Origin of the sequence: Rhizobium cerradonense, from assembly GCF_030182455.1 — a bacterium.
In the GTDB taxonomy this organism is placed as follows: domain Bacteria; phylum Pseudomonadota; class Alphaproteobacteria; order Rhizobiales; family Rhizobiaceae; genus Rhizobium.
Window position 1 is genome coordinate 340,950 of the sequence record NZ_JAQJCK010000005.1, and the last position, 24,807, is coordinate 365,756.

Below are 24,807 nucleotides of genomic sequence, written 5' to 3' on the forward strand. Positions count from 1 at the left end.
CGTCGGAGGAGGCCGCCGAGGCGGCCGCGAGCTGGCCAAAAGCATTACGGGTGAAGAAGATTGGGCGGGTCGTGCGAACGCACCCCGCCTCAAAAGGAAGTTTCTTTATTTCCGCTCATATCAAGGAGTGCAGACTACGGGCGCCTCTGCAGAGAGAATGCACCAAGGCCAGGCGCCTATTTGAATTGATAGGCCCTGACATAGTCGACAAACATGAAGCAGGGATCCGGGGCGACCATTTTGGTGACGCTGTCGACGATGCCCAGATTCAAAAGAATATACATCGGCTGGCGATGTTCCGGCAGGACTTTGGTCTTCCAAACGAATTTGCCGTCGAAATACATGCGTATGAAATCGGTATCGATCTTTACGCCGTAGGTATGCATGTCCGTCGGGCTTGTCGTTTCATAGACATTGATGCGCGAAAAATCGGACTCATGCTTGCCGCCGCGGTGCCAGACATGCACGGTAGAGGAATAGGCGCCCGGCTTGTCGCCATAGTATTCGACGACATCGATTTCGGCCGTGGATTTCGAGCGGTCCTTGCCGATCAGCCAGAAGGCCGGCCAGACGCCGGGGCCGTCCGGCAAGCGAGCGCGCATTTCGAAATAGCCGTATTCCTGTGAAAAGCCATTGCCCTTCGCATCGACCGAAGCGAGCAGACCGGAGCGCCACTCGCCCTTGCCGTCGCGCGCCGCCGTGATGCGCAACATGCCGTCTTCCGTCTTGAAGGGGAAATCGCCCTTGGGGTCGGTAAAGCGCGCGCCGCCGAAATCGCCGTTCCAGGGTGTGTGCGCGATCCAGCGGGTGCCCGGCCCCCAGGGTGAGACGCTGAGGCTGTCGAAATTATCCTCGAAGGTCAGCGTCATATTGCTGATGTCGAGCGCGTCTCCCGTGTCGCCCGCTTGCGCGGCAAGATCGCTGCCGAGCAATGCAAGCGTGGCGCCAAAGCCTGCACGCAGAAATCCGCGGCGGCCGATCGACCATGGTCGTCTATGTTTGAACAAGTGATCCATACTCTGACGCTAACGCGGCGGCGCCTATCCGGTACAGAACCCATTTCGGTTTATGCGGTACCCCAAAGGGCTTAAGCGCGGCGGAAATACAAGCCAGCCGGCGCCGTGATAGTTTTTGTCCTGATGAAATAGACGATATTTCGGAGCGGACGGCATATGAATTTCATGGGTTTACTAACGTTTGTCGTCGGCGTGGCCATGCTGGCTGCGCCCGTTCGATGGTCGTTTACCGTCATGATCCTGTCTACGGTGTTTGGCGCGGCTGCCGCCTTCAGCGTGCCGGGCCTTGGCGGCGCGTCGGTTCTGGTGCCGAGCCTTTTTCTGCTGTTCTTCGGCGTGCGCTTGTTCCTGGCCTATGGCGAAGGACCGCTTTTTGCTGCCTTGGCGCCGCCGCGTCCCGGTTTCTGCCTTCTGGTGCTGACCCTCTTCGGCTTGGCAACAGCCGTCTTTTTCCCGCGGCTGTTCCAGGGCATGACGGAGACGATGACCGTCGAGCGGGCGGTAGGCGGGCGCAACTTCATTTCGCTGGTGCCGCTGAAGTTTTCGTCAAATAATATCACCCAATCCGTCTATGCGATTGGTGGCCTCGTCTGCTTTGCGGCGACTTTCGCTTTCATTCGCAAAGGCGGCACTCCCACCAATCTGATCAATGGAATGCTGGTGGTTGCCAGCGTCAATCTCGGCTTCGCCCTTGCTGACATTATTACTTATTTCAGTCACACGGAATTCCTTCTCGGTTTCGTGCGAACCGCCAACTATGCGCTGCTGACCAATGCCGAGAAAGGTGGACTGAAGCGGATCTCGGGGACATTTCCTGAAGCGTCGGCCTTTGCGGATTTCACGCTCGTGCTTTTTGCAATGACGGCCAGTCTATGGCTAAGCGGCATCAGATCCCGCGCCACCGGCATTATCGCCGGCCTGCTTCTGGTGGCCCTGATCCTCTCGACATCGGCAACAGCCCTCGTCGGCCTTGGCCTGGTCTTGCCGGTGCTTTGCCTGCAATCTTTCCTGGCTTCGCGCAACGAACCAGGCACCGGACGCCCTGTGATGATCGTCGCCATCATGGCGGCAATGCCGCTTGTCATTCTCTTCGTCCTGATCGCCATGCCCGATCTTGCCAACGGCTTGCACGACTTCCTCGACGAGATGCTGTTCTCGAAAGCCGACAGCCAGTCCGGTCGCGAACGCTTCATGTGGAATTCCATGGCCTATCAGACATTCATCGACACCCAAGGCTTCGGCGCGGGACTGGGCAGCGCGCGTGCATCGAGCTTCGGCCTCGTGCTGCTTTCCAATCTCGGCATTCCCGGCGCGCTGATCTTTGCGCTCTTCGTGCTGCTGATCCTGAAAGCCGATACCCGGGCCAGGAACCTGCCATCCCGGGAAGCCGCGGCCGTTGCCCGGGCCGCCAAGGCCGGATTCATCACCGTGCTGGTGTCCGCGGCCACGTCAGGCACCGTCTATGATCTCGGATTGATGTTCTACATTCTCGCAGGCAGCGTCTCCGCCCTCACGGTCCCATCTCTGGTTCGCGCGCACGACGCGCCGGCGGCGCGCATGCGGCAAATTGGTATTGTCGGGAGATTGCCGTGAAGATTGTCGTATTCAACGTCAAATACAGCGAAAATCTTGGAGACGGTCTGCTGGCGCAATGCGTCGAGGCTGGGCTGACCAAGGAAGGCGGCCATATCGAGGTGGAGACGATCGATCTCGCCGGACGGGAAGGTTTCGGGACGAGCGGAGGAAGCGGCCGGCGTCAGCAGGCGCTGAAGGTGCTGCACCGGCTGCCCGCCTTCGCCCGACGCTGGGCCGTGGGCTATGTTCTCGGGCGCTCGCTGCGGAAACTACGCGGCCGATGGGATGCCAAGATCGCCGCTGCGGATGCGGTGGTGATTGGCGGCGGCAATCTCTTTCAAGATGACGATCTCAATTTTCCCCTGAAGGTCGGCACCGTGCTCGATAGCGTCCGGCGCCACAATCGGCCATTGGCGATCTATGCAGTCGGTGTCAGCGGCCATTGGTCCGCACCGGCGGCGCGCCTCTTTGGCCGGCTGAAGCAGACCAATCTCGTCCACCTCTCGGTGCGCGACAGCTTCGCCCAAGACAGTTGGCGCCGGCACTTTCCTAATGGGCCGGAAGCGACGGTCGTTCACGATCCAGGATTGCTCGCACGGACGCTCGTCAGTGATGATTACAGTCCAGCGTCGCCGAAGCGCCGGCCAATCATCGGCCTGTGCGTGACGGAGCCGGTCATTCTGCAACGGCATGCCAGCCAGAAGGCCTCTGCCATTCCGCTGCAGGACATCGCCGAATATCGGGATCTCATTCGACTGTTGGTGCAGGATGGATATCGCGTGTGCTTGTTCTGCAACGGCGCCAGCGAGGACCAGATCTTCGCCCAACGAATAATGGACGAGGTCCTGATGCACCGTCTCGCCCTATCCGGCGCGCTGCAGCTCGCCCCGCGTCCACGCGCGCCGGAAGAGCTGATTCGGATCCTGCGGTCGGCCAATGTCATCCTTGCCCATCGGCTGCATGCCTGTATCGCCGCCTATTCCCTGGGGATTCCTCATGTCGGGCTGGGCTGGGACAAGAAGGTCGAGGGCTTCTTCCGATCGGTTGGCCGGCAGTCCTACTTCCTCAACGGCAGCGGGACGTCGGCATCTGATATTGCTCGATTGTTAAGGGCGGCCGATTCGGAAGGAATCGAATCGCACCACCATCGGGTGATTATGGCCGAGGCAGAAGCTGGAATTGCCGATATGCGTCGGAATCTCACCCGGAGGGATCAGAATATCGCCGCCGAGATGTCGTCCGTAATACGAAATGATCATCGCGCGGCGGCATCGAATTAATACCAAGAAATTCCGGGGTAATTACCATGTATAATGAGCGATGTTAGATGCTTTAATCATATGACAGGCAAATTAATCGCCGTGTGATTTCGAAGAGAATTCACATAAGCAATATAGACTACGAGCCACGCCGAAAGTTGCGTGCTATATACTTGCCATACGTAACGTGATATACCTTCAAGGGACAGGTTATTGAGAACCTTCCCGATATGGTATTTGGTTCGGGGGCACGTATGACAACGCAGGTTTCCATAGGGCGTCTACAACAGGCCGTGAGTCCTGATCTATATCGTCAGAAATCAGAACTGACGGGCGGCATTCCGCGCACATATGCTCCCGGTGAAACCATCTACGATTATGACGACGATACGCCGCGTCTTCTTTTTCTCGTCAGCGGATGGGCGGTTTCCAGCAAGATGCTGCCAAACGGCACGCGCATCGTCATCGAGTTTGCGCTCCGTGGTGACATGATCTCCACTCCTTCGGTAGAACTGGCGCGCGAGACGGTACAGGCTCTCTCCAAAGTCACCGTCATGGAATTCCCGGATTTCACCTCCCATACAACCCTGGACGTTTCTTCGCGACTCTATCGCATCGTACTCACCGAGATGATGCGGCGGCAGGCGCGCATGTCCGAGCGGCTCGCCAATATCGGCCGCCGTGACGCTCTGGAGCGCACTGGCCACCTGCTGCTCGAGCTGGCGACCCGGCTTGGTCCGTCGCGGCTAAAGCCGAACTTCGATGGTTTCGAATGCCCGCTGACGCAAGCCGATATCGGCGATGCCGTCGGCCTGTCGACGGTACATATCAACCGCGTCCTCAGGGATATGAGGTTGGGCGGACTTTTGTCGTTCCGCAATGGCATCGTCGAATTTCTCGACCGCCACAAGCTCGCGGAACTCGTCGATTTCGACGAATCCTATTTCACGCCGCATATGATTTAAAGTCCGGCGCGAGCGCGCTCGCGTTATTTCAAGTCGATAACAATCGTGAGGCGAATATTTTTAGACTTTATTAACATATGTTAATGTCCGACTAAATAGAATCAGCGATTATCCTTCTTGTGATCAGGTAAGTTACATTTCAAGGACAGGAGGAATGCTATGAGTCAACACGAAATTTATCGGTTTGGTTCGGTATATCTATTCAGTTACTTTGAAATAATACCTACTCATATGGATTCTGAAGAATAGAGGCCAAGTGTGGAGTAAGGAGTAACGGCCATGGACAGGCAGTCTTTAGCGAATGAGAAATTTGGGACAGAAACAGCAACCCGTCTTATTTCAGTCCGCGCGTCGGATTCATTGCGGGCTTTCACCGCGGCAGGCGCGGTAAGCACCGACGAATGCGAGGACTATCTTCTCCTAATCGATGCCCGAGCTTTGGACAGGGAATGCCTGTCCCGGAGCCTGACGGAATATGACGAAAGCATGAATATCGTCACCGTCGGATCATTCGAGGAATGGCAGAAGCGCCGTATGCAGAGCGAACCGTCCGCAATTCTTTTCATGATCGGCGGACGCAAGGTTTCGGATGCAGACGTCTGCGATAAGATCTCCGCCCTTGCGGAGAGGTTCAAGGCAAGCCCCGTTATTGTCGGGGCTGAGAGCGACGAACTTGCGCAACTTCTCAAAGCGCTGGAATGCGGCGCTCGCGGTTACATCCCGACCAGCGTCGGAATCAATGTCGCCGCCGAAGCCGTAGCGCTCGCCCGTGCAGGCGGCGTGTTCGTGCCGGCCAGCAGCATTCTCGCTGCCAAGGAGGTCATCGCCTCTGTAACCAGCGGAACACGCTGCGCCGACAGTCTGTTTACGCCGCGTGAAGTCGTCGTCGCCGAAGCTCTTCGGCGCGGCAAGGCCAACAAGATCATCGCCTATGAAATGGACCTTTGCGAAAGCACGGTCAAAGTACATATCCGCAATATCATGAAGAAACTGAATGCGACGAACCGGACGGAAGTCGCCTACAAGATCAGGGAATTCGTGAGATAGTATCAGCTTCGTGCCAACAAGCTTCGCCGGTGCCGTTTAAACGCGGCGCTGGCGAAATACTTTTTAACCTCGAATATTCGGAACGCTTGAACCTGCAGCCTCGCTTGCATTCTGCGGAATGGATTGCAGCAGCGTCTGTCGCGCCGAGGCAAGATGGGTACGGCAAGCCCTGTCGATCCGCTCCGGATCGCGGGATTGCAACGCCTCGATATAATCGAGATGTTCGGTGATGGCGCGCGCATTGCGCTCTCGGGCGAAGGCCTTGTTCCACTGATAGTGATAGTGAAAAACGATGGCGATCGCGTCGTAGAAATCGGCGATGAAGCGGTTGTTCGAGGCGCGATGGATGAGAAGGTGAAAGCGCTCGTCGAGCTGCGAGAAATCGCGATAACGCGCCTCGAAATCCTCTTGCAAGTCATAGTGTTCCTGCTTGATGGCCGCCAGAGCGGCCCAGGCCGGATGCCCTGCCGGCAGGCGCCCGAACTCGGCAGCCGAATGCAGCTCGAACATTTCGCGCACCTCGGCAAGCTCCAGAGCGAATTCGCTGGTAAACCCCTTCAAGATCCAATGACTGTTCGGCCGCTTTTCGATCAGACCGAAGCGGCTGAAGCGGATGAGGAATTCGCGCACGACAGACGTTCCCGTGCCGATTTCGCGCGCCAGTTCCAATTCGTTGATCTGCATTCCGGGCTGCGCTTCGTCGGAGAGGATGCGCAGCATGAAGCTGCGTTCGATGATGTCGTGCAGCGAATTGGTCTCTTCTTCCGGAAAGAAATCGGCTTCGGTCGGCTGACGCAGCACGGTTTTTTGCCGCTTGTTCCAGCGGATGATGCCAGCGTCACTTAGACGCAGCAGAATGGCGCGCGCCGTGCTGCGGCTAATGCCAAGTTCGGCAGCGATTTCAGGCTCGGTCGGCAAGGCGGCGTCCAGCTTCAGTCCGGCGACATAGCGATTATACGCATCCTTGAAGAGCGTGTTTTGTCTCGCCATTTTCCCCCTCTTTTATAGTCGGCGGCCCCACGTCGACGACGATGTCAGACCCATGCTCGAGTGGCAGTCAAATTCGGGAATGCCGCCGGATGCGCCGCGATTGTGTCCTCTCCTGTCGCGCCCGACCTCCTCCCAGGTTGGTGAGCGATTTCCTCGTTGACACCAAAATGTTTATTGTAGATAAAAAACAAAATCAATCGGCAATGGTCCCCAAGCCAATGCCGAAAAACAAGATTGTTCAGGGAGAGGACATTGAACAGCCAACCTTGGATCCTTCTGTCGGAAGGCGACAATGTTGCGGTGGCGACGGCGGCGATTGCGGCTGGCGCTACGGTCGCCAATGGGATTTTGACACGCGACAAGATCGATCCCGGCCATAAGTTCGCCATTCAAGACATCGCCATCGGCATGCCCGTCGTGAAATACGGCCAGGCAATTGGCCGCACGACGGCCGAGGTCAAGGCTGGCGATCATGTCCATAGCCATAACCTGCACTTCGAAAATGATCGCCTTGCGGCGACCGCCAATGCGGCGCCGGAAGCAGCAACTGAGGCCGACAAGGCTCGGACGTTCATGGGCTTTCGCCGTGCCGACGGCCGGGCGGCAACGCGCAACTATATCGGCATCATTGCCAGCGTGAACTGTTCCACAACGGTTTGCCGCGCCATTTCAGAAGAGGCAAACCGGACACTCCTGCCCCATTATGACGGCATCGATGGTTTCGTGCCGATCGTCCACGACCAGGGTTGTGGCATGAGTTCGACCGGCGACGGCATGCAGACGCTGCATCGCACGCTTGCCGGCTACACCCGTCATGTGAATTTCGGCGGCGTGCTGATGATCGGCCTCGGCTGCGAGGTCAACCAGCTCACGCTTTATGGCCAGAGCGGCGCTGGCGCCAGCAAGCGGCATTTCAACATTCAGGATGCCGGCGGCTCGCGCCGCGCCGTGGCGCTTGCCATGGGTGTCCTGAAGGAGATCGCTGAGGAAGTCGGTCAGGCTCGCCGCGAGCCCATCTCGATCAGCGAGATCATCGTCGGCCTGCAATGCGGCGGCTCCGATGGTTTCTCTGGCATCACCGCCAATCCGGCGCTGGGTGCCGCGGCCGATTTGCTGGCGGCTGCGGGCGGCACGGCAATCCTGTCGGAGACCTCGGAAATCTACGGTGCGGAGCATTTGCTGCGCAGCCGCGCGGTCAGCGACGCGGTCGCCGCCAAACTCGATGCGAAAATCGACTGGTGGGAAAAATATGTCGCCATGCACGGCGCCTCGCTCGACAACAACCCCTCACCCGGCAACAAGCGCGGCGGGCTTACGACCATTCTGGAAAAGTCGCTCGGCGCTGTCGCCAAAGGCGGGCGCTCGCCGCTAACCGCCGTCTACAGCTACGCCGAACGGGTAACGGACCACGGGCTCGTCTTTATGGACACGCCCGGTTATGATCCAGTTTCGGCAACCGGCCAGGTGGCAGGCGGAGCGAATATGATCGCCTTCACGACAGGTCGCGGCAGTTGTTTTGGCTCTCGCCCAGCGCCTTCGTTCAAGCTGTCGAGCAATTCGGCGCTTTACCGATCTATGGAAGAGGACATGGATATCGATTGCGGTACCATAGCCACTGGCGAGGCGACGATATCGGGCAAAGGCCGCGAGATCTTCGAACTGATCATCGAGATTGCGTCGGGCAAGAAGACGAAAAGCGAAACCTTCGGCTATGGCGACAACGAGTTCGTTCCCTGGCACCTCGGAGCGACGCTTTAAATAGGTAATGCATGCCATCACAAGGGAGAGGTGATGAAGAGGAGAAGAATCGGCAGGACAAGCCTGGAGGTCACCGAATTCAGTTTCGGGGCCGCAGCGCTCGGCGGTCTTTACCGCACCTGCCCACGTGACCAGGCCATGAACACCCTGCAGGCGGCGTGGGATAGCGGTATCCGCTATTTCGATGTTGCGCCTTGGTACGGCTTCGGTCTCGGTGAACGCCGCGTCGGCGATTTCCTGCGCGACCAGCCGGAAGACAGCTATGTCCTTTCGACCAAGGTCGGACGGCTGATGCGGCCGGTTGCGAGCGACAAGGTGCCGAACTATGGCTATGTCGACCCCCTGCCCTTCGATGCGGATTACGATTATTCCTATGACGGTATCATGCGGTCGGTCGACTTCAGCTATGCCCGCCTCGGCCTCAACCGCATCGACATTCTCTACGTCCACGATATTGGCGGCTACACCCACGGCAAGGCGCTGAATGAACATCACCTCGGCCAGCTCCTGGGCTCTGGGCTGAAGGCATTGGAGGAGCTGAAGTCCTCGGGCGCGATCAAGGCTTATGGCCTCGGCGTCAATGAGGTACCGATCTGCCTCGACGTCATGCGTGAGGCGGACATCGACTGTATCCTGCTCGCTGGCCGCTATACCCTACTCGACCGTTCGGCGGTGGCTGAGCTGCTGCCGCTCTGCGAGAGGAAAGGCACGTCGCTTGTGGTTGGCGGCGTCTTCAATTCCGGCATTCTTGCGACCGGCCCCGTGCCCGGCGCGCATTTCGATTATCTTCCGGCGACAACGGACGTTTTGGCCCAGGTCAAGGCGATGGAAGATATCGCCCAGCGCCATGGCCTGCCGCTTGCCGCACCGGCAATCCAGTTTCCGCTTCGCCATCCGTCCGTGGCTTCGGTGCTGATCGGCACAGCGAAACCGGAAAGTCTCATCCGCAATATGCAGCTCGTGGCGCCTGAGCTTCCGGCCAGCCTCTATGCGGAATTCGAAGGATTGACCCTGGTCGCGCCACCCTTGGGAGACGAAGCTGTCCGGGTTTGAAAAAGAATAAGGAGCTATCGGGCCGCCGCGAGAGGCGGCTCCGAGGAGGAGGAAAGCCTGTTTTGGCGTGGATGGTACCGCGTGGTCCCGAAAAATATGAGGATTGCGCAACAAACATCTCCGCGATGCGTGAGCCCGTCAGGGCTCACGATACCGAGCCGCAAGCGTTCAACGGCCGGTGTGCAGGAGCAGAGCGCGTTGAGAGGAGAAATCAATGAACATCGCCAAATCCCTTCTGTCCCGCCGCACTTTTGCCGGTCTTGCCGGCGCGGCGATCATTGCCGTCGCCATGCCGGTGCAATCCTTTGCGGCCGATGTGACCATCCCGATCATCGTCAAGGATACGACATCCTTCTACTGGCAGATCGTTCTTGCCGGCGCTCGCCAGGCGGGCAAGGATCTTGGCGTCAAGGTGCCGGAACTCGGCGCCCAGTCGGAATCCGACATCAACGGTCAGATCAGCATTCTCGAAAACGCCGTTGCCGGCAAACCGGCCGCCGTCGTGATCGCGCCAACCGAACGCAAAGCACTCGGCAAGCCGGTGGATGAGGCCGCGAAGTCCGTGCCAGTGGTCGGTATCGACTCGGCGGCCGATTCCAAAGCCTTCGTATCCTTCCTGACCACCGACAATACGGCCGGCGGACGCATCGCCGCTGACGGTCTTGCCGCAGCGATCAAGGGTATGACCGGCAAGGAAGAAGGCGAAGTCGCCATCATCACCAGCTTGCCGGGTGTCGGCTCACTCGATCAGCGCCGCCAGGGCTTTCTGGACGAGATCAAGAGCAAGTATCCTGGCCTGAAGGTCGTCGCCGATAAATATGCCGACGGTCAGGCCACGACCGGCCTCAACATCATGACCGACCTGATCACGGCCAATCCGAAGCTTGTCGGCGTCTTCGCCTCGAACCTGATCATGGCGCAGGGCGTCGGCCAAGCGATTGCCGAAAACAAGCTCGGCGACAAGATCAAGGTCATCGGCTTCGACAATGACGACAAGACGGTCGGCTTCCTGAAGTCCGGCGTTCTCGCCGGCCTCGTCGTCCAGGACCCCTATCGCATGGGTTATGACGGTATCAAGACGGCGCTCGCCGCCTCCAAGAAGGAAAAGGTCGAGGCTAATGTCGACACCGGCGCAAACCTCGTGACCAAGGCGAATATGAGCGATCCAAAGATCGACGCCCTGATCAATCCGAAGGTCAAGTAACGAGCTGAGGGCCGCGCCTGGGAGGCCGGGCGCGGCCTGTTTTCATTCCAGCTTCGTTTGCGGAGACGAACGGAGCGAGTGATCGGTTAAGGGAGGAGAGCCATGACGAACCTCGAAGAGATCAGTCATCGACACGATGACAATATCCGGACGGAAGCAAACCGCGTTCCGGCGGGTTCGCCCATCCTCGAACTCAGGGGGCTGCAGAAGCGCTATGGCTATGTCGAGGCGCTGAAGCCCGCGACGATCACCTTTCTGGCGGGCGAAATCCACGCCATCGTCGGTGAAAACGGCGCCGGCAAGTCGACACTTATCAAACTCCTGACCGGTGTCATCACCAGGACGGCGGGTGAAATATTCTGGTGCGGTCATCCGGTCGGACTTTCCAATCCGAACGAGGCGATCGCCCGCGGCATCAATGCCGTGCATCAGGAGGTGGTGCTCTGCCCCCATCTGACCGTCGCGGCCAATCTTTTTCTCGGCGACGAGGTCAATCGCTTGGGGCTGATGCGCAAGAAGCAGATGGAGAAGCTGGCGCAGACCGTGCTTGACGATCTTGGCTTTGGCCTGCCGGCAGCCGCGCTGCTAAGCTCGCTCACCATCGGCCAGCAGCAGCTCGTAGCCACCGCCCGCGCCGCAATGCGCGGTACCCAATTCCTGATCTTCGACGAGCCGACGGCTTACCTCACCCGAAAAGAATCCGCGCAGCTCTTCAAGCTGATCCGCCGCCTGCAGGCCGAGGGCGTCACCATTGTCTATATCAGCCACCGCATGGAAGAGGTCTTCGAATTGGCAGACCGTGTCTCGGTCCTGCGTGACGGCACCCATGTCGGCACGCGCGCGGTCGGCGAGACCAACGAGGACGAATTGATCAAGCTGATGATCAACCGCTCGATCGAGCAGATCTATCATAAGGAAGAGATTCCGATCGGCGAGACCATCCTGGAAACCCGCGGTCTCTCCGGCCCCGGCTTTGAAAATGTCTCCCTGAGCGTCCGGGCCGGCGAGATCGTCGGGCTCTATGGCTTGATCGGCGCCGGCCGCAGCGAATTCGCGCTTGGGCTTTACGGCCGTCAGCCACTGTCTGCGGGCGAGATCTACTGGCAGGGCCGGAAGGTCGATATTCGCAGCGAGCGGGATGCCATGGACCTCGGCATTGCGCTCGCGCCGGAAAGCCGCCGCGATCAGGGGCTTTGCCTCAACCTGCCGATCGGACTCAACATCAACCTGCCGGTGTTTAAGCGACTGAGCCAGGGGCCAATCATCAACAATAGCAGCGAAGCGGCCAATGCCGATCGGCAGATACGCGATCTCAGCATCAAGACGCCGAGCCGGCGGGTTCTCGTTTCGGCCATGTCCGGCGGCAACCAGCAGAAGGTCGTCATTGGCAAGTGGCTCAGCCACGGCGCCAAGCTCTTCATTTTCGATGAGCCGACCGTGGGCGTCGATGTCGGCACCAAGGCGGAGATCTACCGGTTGTTCGCCAAGCTCTTGCGGGGTGGCGCGGGCATCATCGTCATCTCGTCCTACCTACCGGAAGTCTACGAGCTCGCCGACCAGCTCCACGTCTTCCGCCGCGGCCAGCTCGTCGCCAGCCATGATTTTCACGCTGCCACGCATGAGGAAGTCCTCGGCGAGGCAATCGGCGTCTGAACGACACATAAGATAAGGATAGAAAGAGGGAGAACAACAATGGCCGCAAATACTACAGAAGGCCCCACCGTCGCACCGCGGCGCAAGATGAATATCCTCTTCAGCTTGACGCTGATCCTTCTTCTACTTGCTCTTTGGGTCGTCCTGGGCTTTTGGACAGACAAATTCTGGACGCCGCTCAACATCACCAACCTGATGCGTCAGGGCTCGATGACGGCGATCCTGGCCCTCGGCCAGACCTTCGTCATCATCACGGCGGGCATCGACCTATCCGTCGGCGCCATTGTCGGCTTCTGCACCGTTATCATCGCCTGGCTGCTGCAGGCCGGATTTCCGGTTTCCGCCGCCATTCTCATTACGCTGGCTTTCGGCGTGCTGATCGGCGCATTCCACGCCTTCGGCATCGTGCGCATGGGCCTGCCGCCGTTCATCATCACGCTGGCGACATTGACGTCCCTGCGCGGCATCGGCCTGCTCATCACCAACGGCTCGACGATCAATATCGTCAACGACGATTTCACCAATTTCGCCGTCGCGGATTTCTTGGGGATTCCGAGCCTGTTCTGGATGGTGATCCTCGTGGCGATACCGGCTTTCATCTTCCTGCATCTCAGCCGCTGGGGCCGCTATCTCTTCGCCGTCGGTTCGAACCGCGAAGCCGCGCGTCTCTCCGGCGTCAACGTCACCTGGATGATCTACCTCGCCTATATTCTGTCAGGCACCTGCGCCGCTTTCGTCGGTGTCCTGCTCGCCTCGCGCATCGCCATCGGCAATGCGACGCAGGCGGATGGCTGGGAATTGCAGGCAATCGCCTCTTCGGTCATCGGCGGCACCAGCCTTTTCGGCGCCGTCGGCTCCGTCTACGGCCCACTGATCGGCGCCTTCATCCTCGCCACCATCAACAACGGCGCCAACCTGCTGAACCTGAATTCCTTCTGGCAGCGCATCATCACCGGCGTGCTGATTATCGTGATCGTCTATTTCGATCAGTTGCGGCGGCGGCGTCTCTAGGGACCATCGAAATCGAATGATGATGTCGGCGGGCCGAAATGGCTCGCCGATTTGCATGGCATCGTATGACCGACCGTTCCGAAGGAACAATGACTGGCCTCACCCGGGCGAGCAACGGATGGGCTGCAGCCTCTTCGGCCCCGCGACATCTAAGGATCTGCACCGCCAGCGAATGACATCCGGCATCAGATCGCAACCAAGGCTTGATGATGTCACGCCGGCGATGGGCGTGACCTTTGCCAGCTCAAGTTCCTCAACAGGTTGCGGAGCGGCTTTTCGACCGCTTCGTAGGCGCAGATGCCGAGTAAGGTACCCGAGATGACGCCGAGGAACGTCGCGACGTCGTAGGGCATCTGCGTGGACGCAACCATTTTGATGACCACCGAGATCGCCAGCGTGTGCCAGAGATAGATCGAATAGGAGCTGTTGCCGAGATAGGTGAGCAGCGGAATATTTGGCAGCTTACCGCTTCTCTCTAGCGATACCACGCCAAGCACGAGCGCCACGGCGAGCGGTGCGCAGGTCACTTCATTGAAGTCGAGGCCGATAAGCTCGATGGCGGCAAAACCCGACAAGGCGGCGATCGCCAAGGCAAGGCCAAGGCCGGCGCCGGGTGTTCTCCCCGCTAGCCACAGCCGCCCAAGGACTGCACCGGCGACGAACTCCAGGATGATTGGCTGCGTATAGGTGATAAACAGGGAGGATTGCGGATTGAAAATGTTGCCGGCGAGGAAGATGGCGAGGAAGATGGCGGCCATGCTGGCAAGCTGCAGACGGCGCGGCAACAGCAAGGTCGCGGCGAAGATGACGTAGAAGAACATCTCGAAATTCAACGTCCATCCCTGCACGAGAACCGGCCAGATCTCTCCATTGCTCGGCGAGCGCACGGGGATGAAGAACAGCGAGCCTAAGACATGCCCGGCCGTCAGCTTCATATTCGGAAACAGGCCGGCAAGCCCACCCGCGATCATGATGCTGGTGACGATCCAGTAAGACGGGGCGATGCGCTGCAAGCGATCGAGCAGGAAACGCAATGGCGTCACCGGCCGGCGCTCGCTCATCGTCCACATGATGAAACCGCTGATGACGAAAAAGACGTCGACGCCAGCCGCTCCAATGCGGAAATGGCTGCCGGTGCGCTCTGCGGCGTGGAACAGGACCACGGCGAGAGCGGCAAAGCCGCGCAGATATTGAATGCCGTAGAGGGTCTTCATCTGCTGATCCGCGGCTCCCAATTCATCGATGGCGTAAACTCCATCCGATCGTCGGGAATGAGCGGGGCGGCCTTCGGCGCCCGCGTCTTCATCGTCAGCTTGCCCGCGGTGAAGTAAAACAGGAATGAGCCGACATGGTATGGATTGAGAATGTCGATCTCGACGAAGGCGCGGATCAGAAGCAGCGTCGCAACGCCGAGCAGAACATAGGATTCATCATTTCTGATGTCGCTCAGGAACCGCTTGATATGGCCGATGACGGCGGTGAGCAGGATCGCGATGAGCAGGCAGACGCCGATCAGGCCGGTCTCTACGGTCGTTTCGATGAAGGTGTTGTGGAAATGGAAGCCAGCGCGAGAGGCGATGTAGAATTCGTCCCACAAGCGCTCCGGCTCTGAAAAGCCCTGTACCCAATAGGCTTGGTAGCCGACGCCGAAGAAGGGATGCTGCCAGATTGCTTCGATGCCCTGTTGCCACAAATAGGTGCGACCCGTCAGCGTCGAGTCCTTGCCGAAGGCACCGAGGACGAGGTCAACGCCACCGAAATTGACACCGGCTACAGCGACCGCCAAACCGGTTACGGCCAAAACGACAAAGAGCCTCTTCCGCTGCCGAGGCGACAGGAACAGGATGCCCCGCATGCCGATACTGAGCACGACGACCAAGCCTGTGGTCAAAACCGAGGTCGCCGATTGCGAGGCGAGCAGGCAATAGGCGGACAGCAGGCCGGCAATGCCACCGCCCAGCAGCCAGATGCGGCGCTCGCCGAGGATGAAGACGGCGGCGAAGGCGAAATAAATGCCGAGCGAGGCGTAGAAGCCGAGCTGGTTCTTCGAGTCGAAGGCGCCGACGAAGCTGTAGGTGCCGTCGAGCGGGTCATAGGCGTAATAGCCGAAGAGGATCGAATAGAGCAGCACGAGGCCCACGCCGGCAATCCCGCCGCGTGTGAGAGTGCGAATATCCAGCGTGCGCATGGCGATCAATGCGCAGATGATGTGCGTCATGTACTGGATCGCAGCGCGTGCCGTAATGGATGGCACGGCAGACCAGAAGATCGACAGGCAGGTAAACACGCCGAAGGCGAAGAGCCAGAGCTGCTTTTGATAGTTGCCGAGCGTGCTGCGATAGCCGATCAGGACCAGCGGAAACCAAAGGCCATAATAGGCAAGAATGGAGGCCTGCCCGAAGCGGGAGGAATAAGCGAAGACGAAGAAAGAGAGCGCAACCGCCACCATACCGTAGGTGGCGTTGCTCCCTGGACGAATAAAGGTCGATTTCGCGATCTGCATCGACCCTCCTTAACGCATGGCAAGACCGGCGCTAACCTTGATGAGGTCGCCAGGCAGGACCTGGGTGTTCTCATCAGCCGGAATTTCCTTCGGCTGCCCGTTATCATCCCGCACGATGGCATAGACGATATTGACGCTATGCCCGTTGGCATCGAGATTGCTGGCATCGGCCGATTGCGCGACCGCTTCCTGCATCAATGCCTGGCTGGTGGAGAGCTTGAGTTGCAGTGTTTCCAATTGGGTATCGGTGTCCTGCAAATCCTGCGCGAGCGAATTTTGCCAGTCGTTGCGCAGCGTATTTTCATCCTGGTCGGCCTTGCTGATGCTCTGCTTGGCATTCAGCGATGCCGTGTCGGTATCCAGCAGGTTGGTCTCCACGTCGGAGGCGCGCTGTTCGGCCGAAATCCTGCGGGAGGCAAGTTCCAACCCTCTTTCGGCCAGACTTTCGACCTTGTCGCGGTCCGCCTTGGCCAGGTCAAGCTGGCGGCTTAGCGTATCGGTCTTCTTCCCCAGCGCCTCGACTTCGCTTTGCAGCAGCACCTTCAAATCAGCCAGCGCCTGCAACTGCGTCTTCATGCGCTCGCCGCGTGTTTTCATGAGAGCTTCTTCGCTGGCGAGCAGGTCGGCCGATTGTGGTAATTTCTGCAGCTCCGGCGGAACATCGATCTGATCTTTGCCGGCGACTTCTGCCAGCAGACGCGCCTTGCGGATCAACAGGCGTCCACGCTCGGCCATGAGGACGACGGCATCGCCCTTGGCATTGATGTAGTCCCGGGCAAAGCGCTGGCCGGCATCAGCGCGGTGCAGGCCGCCGCCAAGACTGACCGCCTTAAGGACAGTGAGGTTGGGCACGAAAGGATATTGGCCCGGATTCTGAACCTCGCCGGTGAGATAGATGGGCCGGAACTGCGAAAGCTCTACGGAAGCCGAGGGGCGATCGCGCAGGCCGAATTGTTTTTGCAGCCCGACGCCGATCGCTTCGGCGATTTCGTCCGTCGTCTTGCCGCTGGCCGGCATATCACCGATGAAGGGGATGGAAACCGAGCCGGAGGGGCCGACGGTGTAATCACCCGATATCATCGACCAATCGCGGACCGAGCCCTCCGCCGTCTGCCATTCGGCAACACGAATGTGCAGCTTGTCCATGACTCCCAGGTGATATCCGGGAAGATTATCGGCACTGGCATTACCCGACAGCATGCAGAGGCTGAGAAGCATAAGAGCTGTGCAACGAAAAGGTGTAGCCGTGCCAACGGACTTACCAGGAGACTGAATTTCAATCATGCAGGATCTTTCCTGTTATTGGATGCAGCCCGCACTTGCGGGAAAACCGCAGGCGCTTCCCTGCGGTATCTGCGTTCGCCATCAGTAGCTGCCACGCGATAGGCAGACCGCGGGAATGGTTTTGGCGATGATGACCACGTCGCTGCTCAGAGACCAGTTCTTGACGTAGTGGGTGTCGAAGGCAACACGGCTGGCATAGGACACGTCGTTACGACCGCTCACCTGCCAGAGGCCTGTCAGGCCCGGGCGGGATTGGAGGTAGTAGATCGCTGCGTGTTCGTAGAGCTCCAGTTCGTCTTCGACGACAGGACGCGGGCCGACGACGCTCATTTCACCGCGAATGATATTGATAAGCTGCGGCAGCTCGTCGAGGCTGAGTTTGCGAAGCACCGCGCCGACAAGGGTGACGCGGGGGTCGTCCTGCAGTTTGCGTGTTGCACGCCATTCTTCCATTGCTCTGGGATTGGCCTGCAGATAGGCCTTCAGAACCTTGTCGCCATCGACGACCATGGTACGGAACTTCAGGCAACGGAAGGTCTTGCCGTTGTGTCCGATGCGGCGATGTCCGTAAAAAACGGGACCCCGATCCGAAAGCTTTACCAGGAGCATAAGCATAAGGAAGATGGGGCTGATGAAAATCAGCGCCGTTAATGCAGTGGTGACGTCGAACGTCCTCTTCAAGAATCCACCTGTTGGCGGAAAGACGTCACGTTCCGGAGCGCTGAAAAAAGCCGATGTGGCCGATCTCGTCGCAGACTTCATAGAGATGACTCCATTCATGTTGGCGAATTGGTCGGAAATGTCTCGGTCGCCTAGTTAGGGCTATGCAGTGAGGAGTGTAGGTGGCGATTATGATTTTTTAAGCCAAATTTTTGTGGCAACGCGGAATCGGGGTCGGGTTTTACCCCCGATGCATTAGATTTCTTAAGTTTAGACATTCCTTATATAATATTTATACTAAAGAATGTATTGTATAGACGGCTAAAAAATGCGCATCTTACGTTACGGATGGCGATGGGAGAGAATGTTAACGGCTATAGCGCGGATTTGTTCATCCGGTCTTGTTGGAATAGGCTTTGCTCACTCTTGAGCGTTCATGCGCAATCTTGATTTTTCACCGAAAATATTGCGTTGCAACACCATATTGCGGCGCACATATTGCCGGTCGCGACGGCCGAACTTTGTAATAAAAGTTGATTGAATTGATTAAATTCTGGCTCGGCCGCGTCCGATCACTAAGGTCATTAAAATTGTATATATTTACAAACTGGACAACTTTAATAAGAAATATGGAGAAAGAGAAAACATATGGGCTGCAATTGCACGTATTATGGAGGAGTAGTTTTAACAGGTGATGCGCTAAAGTCGTATTCGTTCAAAATCGTAAACGGACCGCAGTCATTTAGTTGAATCTAAAAGATTCATTAAATATATTTGGCTTGTGGGTCTTATTAAGGGAGGCAAGGCCTTGATCGCTCTTTTCCTGATGACTGTGTGCGCGAGGTAACGCCATGTATGCGCCACGCGTTTTCATCAGCATGCTCGGCGCCCTGGCGGTATTTGCCATCGCGACCTACTTCCTGACGCATTCTTTTTCGACCACGTTGGTCGAAACGGTAATTTGCGCCGTGCTACTGCAGATCGGTTACTTTATTGGCATCCTCTTCCTCGTATGGAAGGAGCGGACTGCGCGACAGGCATTGCTGCGTCAAAACACGGCTGCCACATCGTTGCGTGATGACGAAAAGGTCACCGGCCTACACGCTTCAAATCTCAATCGCTCCGAACGCTTCAACCCCTGAGGTCGCCGCCAGCGCATCTTTTGACGGTGACGTGCTTGCCTATGGCTGATGTCGTCCTAAGTCTCCCGCGGAATAATGGAGGCTGATGTGACTGACAGTGCCGAAAACAATGTCTGTGTAATTATTGCCGCGAAGAATGCCAGCGACACCATTGGCCTTGCCGTCGCTTCTGCACTTCGCGAGCCCGAAGTGGCAGAAGTCGTTGTTATCGACGATGGCTCGATAGATGGCACCGCCGCCTCCGCCGGCCTCGCTGACGACGGCAGCGGGCGTCTGATCATCCATGAATTCGAGAAAAATCGCGGCCCAGCGGCAGCACGCAACCATGCGATCGAGGTTTCGCGCGCTCCCCTGATCAGCATCCTCGATGCCGACGATTTCTTTTTTCCAGGGCGGTTCAAGCCGTTGCTCGCAAACGACGATTGGGATTTCGTCGCCGACAACATCGCTTTCGTCAATGCCGATACGGTTCCCGATGCGATTACAATGCTCGATCATTTCGATCCGAAGCCGCGTTTTCTCGATCTGGTCGCCTTTGTCGAAGGCAACATTTCCAAGCGCGGCGTCCGGCGCGGCGAGATCGGCTTCCTGAAGCCGTTGATGCGCCGATCGTTTTTGGATGCTCATGGCCTGCGCTACAACGAAGCCCTGCGTCTCGGTGAGGACTACGATCTCTATGTACGGGCGCTTGCAAAGGCTGCACGCTACAAGGTCATCCATAGCTGCGGCTATGGCGCAGTGGTGCGCAGCAACTCCCTGAGCGGCCAGCATCGCACCGAGGATCTGCATCGGCTTTACCAAGCCGATCGGGCGATCCTGTCAGCCGGCGGGCTTTCCCCGGCCGACGCAGCCGCCATCCGCCGCCATGAGCAGCATGTTCGCAGCCGCTATGAGCTGCGGCGCTTTCTCGATATCAAGGGACAATCGGGCCTGGCAGCGGCCGCCTCTTACGCATTGGGCAAGCCCACCGCCATTCCGGCCATTGCCGGCGGCATTCTTGCCGACAAAACGGAACGTTTCCGGAAGGGCGGCGGGGTGCCGATCGCGCATTCGGGAACGAACGGCCTGCGCTATCTGCTGCAGGCCGCTCCTGAATAATGCTTCTCGCTATCAGAAGTAGTCGCGGCGCACGCCTTCGATAACGTCGAAGAGGCGTTGCTTTCGGCTGGCAAGGGCGGAGTCGGCGCTCAATTGCGGCTTCGCCTTGCTGGCCTGCCAAAGCGCGAGCGCCGAGGGCACAGCAAGTGCCTGCTTCGCCATCACTCTGAGGCGGGTCTGTTCGGGATCGGCAAGGACCACCGTTCCCCCATGCCGGTGCTTCTCCAGCTCTTCGGTGGCGTGCTCGTCCCGTTCGAAACCGACGCCCCAGAACCGGGCACCCTTGGCAATCGCTTCCGCGCGGGTGGAAACCGGAATGTGTTTTGGCGCATATGTGACGCCGAGCGAGCGAGCCCAGTCGTTCCACTTGAAGCTATTGATCGCCCGTGACGTACTGACGGCGATCCACGGTACCCGGAAGGCATCGGCCAGGATCGCGCCATGCATGGACTCGGCGACAATCAGCTCGGAGGTCGCAATCTCGCGGATCACGGCCTTGGCCTCGCCGCGGGGGTCGAGATAGGAGAGGCCGACGGTCTTGCAGATCTCCGGCCATAGGCCCGCTGCCGCCGACTCCCAATGCGGGACGAAGGTGCGGCGATTGCTTTTCGGCAGGTTTTTGAATTCCGGCATTTCGGTCACCATCACAGCGGGATCGATGACGCCCATGTCCTGCGGAAGGCCTACCTTTTCCGCCGTCAGCGGGCCGCGAACGCTGCGGATATCCCACTTGGTCCTGTCGCTCATGTCGGGAAGCGAGCCGTAGCCGAAGCCGCTGCCAATCACGAGCTTGTGGCCGTCGAGCGGCAGGATCAGGGTGTTGAGTACGGTTCCGACACCGACCAGCAGTGTTTCTTTATGAACGTCGCGCAGGCCGGGAAGCAGGAAATCCCAGAGCCAGAGATTGAGATCGTCACCGAAATTACCATGGGTGGATTCCCAGTGGAACGGCTTCATGCAGGTCTCCTTGGTGATTTAGATAATAGCTGAACATACGTTGGCTCTTCAGTAACAGGTATGGACAGCTTTGCTGCAGGTGCGAAAACTAGGGCGCCAACTTGCCCGCGGCAAGCTGCACCGCACTTTGCAATATTGCCGGGTCTTTCCACGCCCATTGCGCCAGTAGCCCAAGTTGCGGCAAACGCTTGCGCCGCAACTGCCGCGCCTGGCTCCACAGCGCCTGTTTGCGGGCGCGGTTTTTATAGGCGCGAATGGCCGCTATATCCTGCGGCCGGCGCAAGAACCGCTGTTCCAGCGTATTAAGCGCGGTCCAGGTGTTGAATTGCTGCCGGAGGAATTGCGGTGAATCATTATCAATGCTGTGAAAGATATTCATGCCTTCGCCACGCAGCGCGCCGGTATCTTCACACAACAACACGCGTTTGGCCGCAAGGATGCAGTCGCAGAAGAACAACACATCCTCTGCCGCCAGCCGCAATGCGGCCTCGAAACGGATTTTCTCGAACAGTGGTCGGCCGATCACCATGCAGGAGAGATGCAGAAAGCTCCAATCTTTCAGCATGACGCTGGCGATATCAGGAACTTCGATAAGCGACGGCGTTTGGGAGAGACGGGTGGCATTCACTGATTTTGCCAGTTCCGCCATGCTGAAATGGTAGGAGAATTCCTCGCCGCCATGGATCGAGTCCCAATAACAATCAGCATCGTACCGCGTCAGGGCCTCGAAGGCGTTGCTGAGATGTTGCGGCGCCCATTCGTCGTCGGAATCCAGGAAGGCGACAAAACGGCTTGAAGCCGGCACGTTGTCGAGGCCGGTATTGCGTGCGCCACCCGGTCCCGCATTGGCCTGACGGATAACCGTAATTCGCGCCCGCTCTTCTTCGCTAAGCGCCTGAAGCTCATTTTCTGCCGGAAGCGGCGATTCATCGTCGACAATGAGGATATCGAAATCCTGAAACACCTGCTTGGATATCGATGTCAATGCACGCTGCAAAATACCTGTCTGCCTCTGGTAGAAGGGGATAACAATCGTGATCGACGCCATTTTCGAGCCTTTACGGTTTTCAATAAAGAGTTTGTGGCCCCTTTTCACAGGGACCGCCATGCGCTTTTCGACACTCTCCATCGCTGAATTTTCAGCCGGTCCCGAAAGACAGGATGTCGCCGTGGCCTCAACAGTTAGTGCCCGATCTGTTCCGAACAATGACGGAGAGTGCGTTTTATCGAGAACGAGAGCATTTGCCATCGTCGACATCGTAACCTTCGTCGGCTCAAGCAGAAGGTCGAAAACGAAATCGCAACCCATAAGTGAGTGATCTTATTCGCATTTTCTCAATAAGCTTGCATCATCGCCCTATTTTGATCACGATTGATCGTGCGATCTGCGGCAATGCAAAAAAAATCCTCGGCCGGTGGAAAAAAATTTGGTGCTGCCGCAGCGTGTAATTCCACGCTATCGCGTTAACATTATACCACTCTTAAAATCGTTTTAAACCAACCACTTCCATAGGTATTAATCCGATTGAATTAGATGTTTCTTCATCTCTTTCATCGCGCCAGGACACGTCTGCGAGGCCATATATCCCGGTTTTTTGCTGCAGTGCCATATTTCCTTTCGCCAGATCGCCCTAGCTTACGTCTGCGGGCTCTAGTCTGCTCTGGTTGAAACGGCTGCAAGGGGGGAGCGGTCCGAAAAAGGGGTGACAGCTATCGTGAATGTGACTGCCAACGTGTCTTCGCGGATCAATCTCATGCGCATCGTGCTCATCTCGGGCATCGTATTTGTACATATCCCGTTTGATACGGATTCCAGCCCATTCAACGGCGCCTATGGCCTCTTTGATTGGCTTCGGGTCTTCCTGCGCGACAGCCTGTTTCGCGTGGGCGTTCCCTGCTTGAGCGCCATTTCCGGCTATCTGCTTTTCCGCCACGGCGCGGCCTCGCTGGACTACGGCAAGACCGTCCGCCGCAAGACAAGGACCGTTCTCCTGCCATTTCTGCTATGGAACAGCGCCTTTTTTCTTTTTGTGCTGATCCTGCAGGCCAGCGGTATCGGCGATGGCTATCTGCCGGATCTGACGAATGCCAGCCCGCGCACCCTCGCTACACTTCTGTTTGCCACCGAAGGCGCGCCGATTGATTTGCCCCTCTATTTTCTGCGCGATCTCTTCGTTTGCATCCTGCTCTCGCCGTTGCTGGCGATGCTGATCCGCCACTACCCGCTGCCGACGCTGGTATTTCTGCTGATGCTTGCGGCGTTGCCGGTACCGCTTGGCATCGTGCTCAGGAACTCCATCCTCTTCAGCTTCAGTTTCGGCATCTATCTCAGCCTTTATCGCATCGATCTAACCATCATCGACCGATACGCGGCCCCCATCGGCGCAGCCTTTCTCGCACTCGCGATTTTGTGGGCGACAGTGGCTTATTTGACCGCGCCGGAACCGCCAGTGTGGCTGGAATTCAGCCGGGATATGATGGTGCTCGCCGGTATTCCAGGCTTCTGGGCGCTGTCGGCAATCCTGATCAAGAGCAAGGTTGGTCAGCAATTGGCGGAAACCGGCGGCTTGAGCTTCTGGATCTTCTGCGCCCATCACCCGCTGCTGTTGAGCCTCTGGATTCTGTGGAACCGAACCGGCGTGGATCTCTATCCCGTCTTCTACCTGCTGGCCGCCGCCATCACCCTGACGGTGCTGCCTTTGACCAACGGCATGGCGCGCAACGCCCTGCCCTCTTTCTACAATCTACTGACCGGCAGCCGCATGCGGCCGCGTGTCGAAGCCCTGGCCGATGGCCGGCGGGCAACCTCCGAGTAAAGGTGACACATGACGAAACCGATCTTCCATTCCCGGGGACTTAACCTTGTTGCATTCGCAGTCTTGAGCGTCGGTCTCATCCCTTGCGCAGTTTCCGCGCAGGAGGATCAGCCGAACGGCAAGTCTTTCGTCGACAATTTCGACCGGATCGACAGCGGCCGGTGGTTCGTTTCGGATGGCTGGAACAACGGCCCGCACCAGAACTGCACCTGGTCCAAGAAGGAGGTCAGTGTCGAGGGCGGCATGCTGCAGCTTCAATTCACGCAGGCCAAGACCGGCCAACGGGACTATGCCTGCGGCGAGATCCAGACGACCAAGACCTATGGCTACGGCACCTATGAGGCGCGTTATCGCACCGCGACCGGCTCCGGCCTTAATTCGGCTTTCTTCACCTATATAGGTCCGACCGACAAGAAACCGCACGACGAGATCGATTTCGAAGTGCTCGGCAAGAACCTCGGACAGGTTCAGGTCAATCAATATATTGGCGCCAAAGGCGGCAATGAGAAACTCGTCCCGGTCGCCGGCGGCGCCGATCAAGGCTTCAACGATTACGCCTTCGTCTGGGAAAAGGATCGGCTCCGCTACTACCTGAACGGCAAGCTCGTCCAGGAGGTAACCGATCCGTCGAAGATCCCAACGCATGCGCAGAAGATCTTCTTCAGCCTTTGGGGCACAGACACGTTGAGCGGCTGGATGGGCAAGTTCGCCTATGGCGGTGGGCCGGCGACCATGCAGATCGATCGCGTTGCCTTCACGGCAGCGGGCGATAAGTGCCAGTTCCCGGAATCGGTCGCCTGCAAGATCAACTGAAAC

At 58.1% G+C, this 24,807-nt stretch carries 21 protein-coding genes; 13 read left to right on the plus strand and 8 right to left on the minus strand.

All coding sequences use genetic code 11. From position 1 onward, the window contains the following. Positions 1-176: 176 nt before the first annotated feature. Positions 177-1,007 carry a glycoside hydrolase family 16 protein gene (locus tag PH547_RS14945; RefSeq protein WP_285168712.1) on the minus strand — a complete coding sequence of 277 codons (831 nt, stop codon included), beginning with the start codon at positions 1,005-1,007 and terminating at the stop codon, positions 177-179. A gap of 174 nt (positions 1,008-1,181) precedes the next feature. Between PH547_RS14945 and PH547_RS14950 the strand changes: the two genes are divergently transcribed. The 4 genes from PH547_RS14950 (at position 1,182) to PH547_RS14965 (ending at position 5,862) form a co-directional block, all read left to right on the plus strand. After that, the gene (locus PH547_RS14950) at positions 1,182-2,609 is read left to right on the plus strand and encodes an O-antigen ligase family protein (protein ID WP_285168713.1); all 1,428 of its coding nucleotides are present in this window, start codon (positions 1,182-1,184) and stop codon (positions 2,607-2,609) included. Continuing rightward, positions 2,606-3,871, plus strand: a complete 1,266-nt coding sequence (locus tag PH547_RS14955) for a polysaccharide pyruvyl transferase family protein (protein WP_285168714.1) — start codon at positions 2,606-2,608, stop codon at positions 3,869-3,871. The genes PH547_RS14950 and PH547_RS14955 overlap by 4 nt, the downstream gene beginning before the upstream one ends. 272 nt (positions 3,872-4,143) lie before the next feature. Then, complete coding sequence (locus tag PH547_RS14960) at positions 4,144-4,815, plus strand: Crp/Fnr family transcriptional regulator (RefSeq protein WP_260305042.1); 672 nt, start codon at positions 4,144-4,146, stop codon at positions 4,813-4,815. Between the two features lie 279 nt (positions 4,816-5,094). Next, complete coding sequence (locus tag PH547_RS14965) at positions 5,095-5,862, plus strand: response regulator transcription factor (protein ID WP_104826635.1); 768 nt, start codon at positions 5,095-5,097, stop codon at positions 5,860-5,862. A 63-nt stretch (positions 5,863-5,925) separates the two neighbouring features. Here PH547_RS14965 and PH547_RS14970 read toward each other — a convergent pair whose 3' ends face one another. Continuing rightward, entirely contained in the window at positions 5,926-6,852 is a 927-nt protein-coding gene (locus tag PH547_RS14970; RefSeq protein WP_260305041.1) for a GntR family transcriptional regulator, read from the minus strand. Positions 6,853-7,104: 252 nt separating this feature from the next. Between PH547_RS14970 and PH547_RS14975 the strand changes: the two genes are divergently transcribed. From PH547_RS14975 to PH547_RS14995, 5 genes are all read left to right on the plus strand, one after another. Next, the gene (locus PH547_RS14975) at positions 7,105-8,610 is read left to right on the plus strand and encodes a UxaA family hydrolase (RefSeq protein WP_260305040.1); all 1,506 of its coding nucleotides are present in this window, start codon (positions 7,105-7,107) and stop codon (positions 8,608-8,610) included. A 33-nt stretch (positions 8,611-8,643) separates the two neighbouring features. Continuing rightward, positions 8,644-9,663, plus strand: coding sequence for an aldo/keto reductase (locus PH547_RS14980; protein ID WP_285168715.1), 1,020 nt, complete (start codon positions 8,644-8,646; stop codon positions 9,661-9,663). A gap of 214 nt (positions 9,664-9,877) precedes the next feature. Further along, positions 9,878-10,867, plus strand: a complete 990-nt coding sequence (locus PH547_RS14985) for an ABC transporter substrate-binding protein (protein ID WP_104826631.1) — start codon at positions 9,878-9,880, stop codon at positions 10,865-10,867. Between the two features lie 102 nt (positions 10,868-10,969). Further along, positions 10,970-12,520, plus strand: coding sequence for a sugar ABC transporter ATP-binding protein (locus tag PH547_RS14990; RefSeq protein WP_260305038.1), 1,551 nt, complete (start codon positions 10,970-10,972; stop codon positions 12,518-12,520). A 39-nt stretch (positions 12,521-12,559) separates the two neighbouring features. Next, positions 12,560-13,531 (plus strand): ABC transporter permease, encoded by a 972-nt coding sequence (locus tag PH547_RS14995; RefSeq protein ID WP_104826629.1) that lies wholly within the window; start codon positions 12,560-12,562, stop codon positions 13,529-13,531. 212 nt (positions 13,532-13,743) lie between these two features. Here PH547_RS14995 and PH547_RS15000 read toward each other — a convergent pair whose 3' ends face one another. From PH547_RS15000 to PH547_RS15015, 4 genes are all read right to left on the minus strand, one after another. Beyond that, the gene (locus PH547_RS15000; protein WP_260305037.1) at positions 13,744-14,745 is read right to left on the minus strand and encodes an acyltransferase family protein; all 1,002 of its coding nucleotides are present in this window, start codon (positions 14,743-14,745) and stop codon (positions 13,744-13,746) included. Continuing rightward, the gene (locus PH547_RS15005; RefSeq protein WP_260305036.1) at positions 14,742-16,034 is read right to left on the minus strand and encodes an O-antigen ligase family protein; all 1,293 of its coding nucleotides are present in this window, start codon (positions 16,032-16,034) and stop codon (positions 14,742-14,744) included. Before PH547_RS15005 ends, PH547_RS15000 begins: the two co-directional genes overlap by 4 nt. 9 nt (positions 16,035-16,043) lie before the next feature. Next, complete coding sequence (locus PH547_RS15010; protein ID WP_445945031.1) at positions 16,044-17,318, minus strand: polysaccharide biosynthesis/export family protein; 1,275 nt, start codon at positions 17,316-17,318, stop codon at positions 16,044-16,046. Between the two features lie 81 nt (positions 17,319-17,399). Further along, the gene (locus PH547_RS15015; RefSeq protein WP_260305035.1) at positions 17,400-18,080 is read right to left on the minus strand and encodes a sugar transferase; all 681 of its coding nucleotides are present in this window, start codon (positions 18,078-18,080) and stop codon (positions 17,400-17,402) included. A 749-nt stretch (positions 18,081-18,829) separates the two neighbouring features. On the opposite strand from PH547_RS15015, the gene PH547_RS15020 reads away from it, so the two are divergent. Both PH547_RS15020 and PH547_RS15025 read left to right on the plus strand, forming a co-directional pair. Continuing rightward, the gene (locus PH547_RS15020; RefSeq protein ID WP_260305034.1) at positions 18,830-19,120 is read left to right on the plus strand and encodes an exopolysaccharide production repressor protein; all 291 of its coding nucleotides are present in this window, start codon (positions 18,830-18,832) and stop codon (positions 19,118-19,120) included. Positions 19,121-19,207: 87 nt separating this feature from the next. Further along, a complete protein-coding gene (locus tag PH547_RS15025; protein ID WP_285168716.1) occupies positions 19,208-20,218 on the plus strand; it encodes a glycosyltransferase family 2 protein in 1,011 nt (336 codons plus the stop codon). A 12-nt stretch (positions 20,219-20,230) separates the two neighbouring features. Here the strand turns inward: PH547_RS15025 and PH547_RS15030 are convergent, their stop codons facing one another. Together PH547_RS15030 and PH547_RS15035 are read right to left on the minus strand one after the other, a co-directional pair. Further along, positions 20,231-21,175, minus strand: coding sequence for a polysaccharide pyruvyl transferase family protein (locus tag PH547_RS15030; protein ID WP_260305032.1), 945 nt, complete (start codon positions 21,173-21,175; stop codon positions 20,231-20,233). 88 nt (positions 21,176-21,263) lie between these two features. Next, positions 21,264-22,223, minus strand: a complete 960-nt coding sequence (locus tag PH547_RS15035; protein ID WP_285168733.1) for a glycosyltransferase family 2 protein — start codon at positions 22,221-22,223, stop codon at positions 21,264-21,266. Positions 22,224-22,878: 655 nt separating this feature from the next. Between PH547_RS15035 and PH547_RS15040 the strand changes: the two genes are divergently transcribed. Next, entirely contained in the window at positions 22,879-23,991 is a 1,113-nt protein-coding gene (locus PH547_RS15040) for an acyltransferase family protein (protein ID WP_260305031.1), read from the plus strand. 9 nt (positions 23,992-24,000) lie between these two features. After that, positions 24,001-24,804: an endo-1,3-1,4-beta-glycanase ExoK gene (exoK, locus tag PH547_RS15045; protein WP_260305030.1), complete on the plus strand. Its 804-nt coding sequence runs from the start codon at positions 24,001-24,003 to the stop codon at positions 24,802-24,804. Positions 24,805-24,807 lie beyond the last annotated feature (3 nt).

Bases quoted from the DNA above. Each gene is read 5' to 3' on its own strand.
- PH547_RS14950 (WP_285168713.1), top strand. From the start codon at position 1,182: ATGGGTTTACTAACGTTTGTCGTCGGCGTGGCCATGCTGGCTGCGCCC.
- PH547_RS14965 (WP_104826635.1), top strand. From the start codon at position 5,095: ATGGACAGGCAGTCTTTAGCGAATGAGAAATTTGGGACAGAAACAGCA.
- PH547_RS14970 (WP_260305041.1), bottom strand. From the start codon at position 6,852: ATGGCGAGACAAAACACGCTCTTCAAGGATGCGTATAATCGCTATGTC.
- PH547_RS14980 (WP_285168715.1), top strand. From the start codon at position 8,644: ATGAAGAGGAGAAGAATCGGCAGGACAAGCCTGGAGGTCACCGAATTC.
- PH547_RS14985 (WP_104826631.1), top strand. From the start codon at position 9,878: ATGAACATCGCCAAATCCCTTCTGTCCCGCCGCACTTTTGCCGGTCTT.
- PH547_RS14990 (WP_260305038.1), top strand. From the start codon at position 10,970: ATGACGAACCTCGAAGAGATCAGTCATCGACACGATGACAATATCCGG.
- PH547_RS14995 (WP_104826629.1), top strand. From the start codon at position 12,560: ATGGCCGCAAATACTACAGAAGGCCCCACCGTCGCACCGCGGCGCAAG.
- PH547_RS15000 (WP_260305037.1), bottom strand. From the start codon at position 14,745: ATGAAGACCCTCTACGGCATTCAATATCTGCGCGGCTTTGCCGCTCTC.
- PH547_RS15005 (WP_260305036.1), bottom strand. From the start codon at position 16,034: ATGCAGATCGCGAAATCGACCTTTATTCGTCCAGGGAGCAACGCCACC.
- PH547_RS15010 (WP_445945031.1), bottom strand. From the start codon at position 17,318: ATGATTGAAATTCAGTCTCCTGGTAAGTCCGTTGGCACGGCTACACCT.
- PH547_RS15015 (WP_260305035.1), bottom strand. From the start codon at position 18,080: ATGAAGTCTGCGACGAGATCGGCCACATCGGCTTTTTTCAGCGCTCCG.
- PH547_RS15020 (WP_260305034.1), top strand. From the start codon at position 18,830: ATGTATGCGCCACGCGTTTTCATCAGCATGCTCGGCGCCCTGGCGGTA.
- PH547_RS15030 (WP_260305032.1), bottom strand. From the start codon at position 21,175: ATGAAGCCGTTCCACTGGGAATCCACCCATGGTAATTTCGGTGACGAT.
- PH547_RS15035 (WP_285168733.1), bottom strand. From the start codon at position 22,223: ATGGCGTCGATCACGATTGTTATCCCCTTCTACCAGAGGCAGACAGGT.
- exoK (WP_260305030.1), top strand. From the start codon at position 24,001: ATGACGAAACCGATCTTCCATTCCCGGGGACTTAACCTTGTTGCATTC.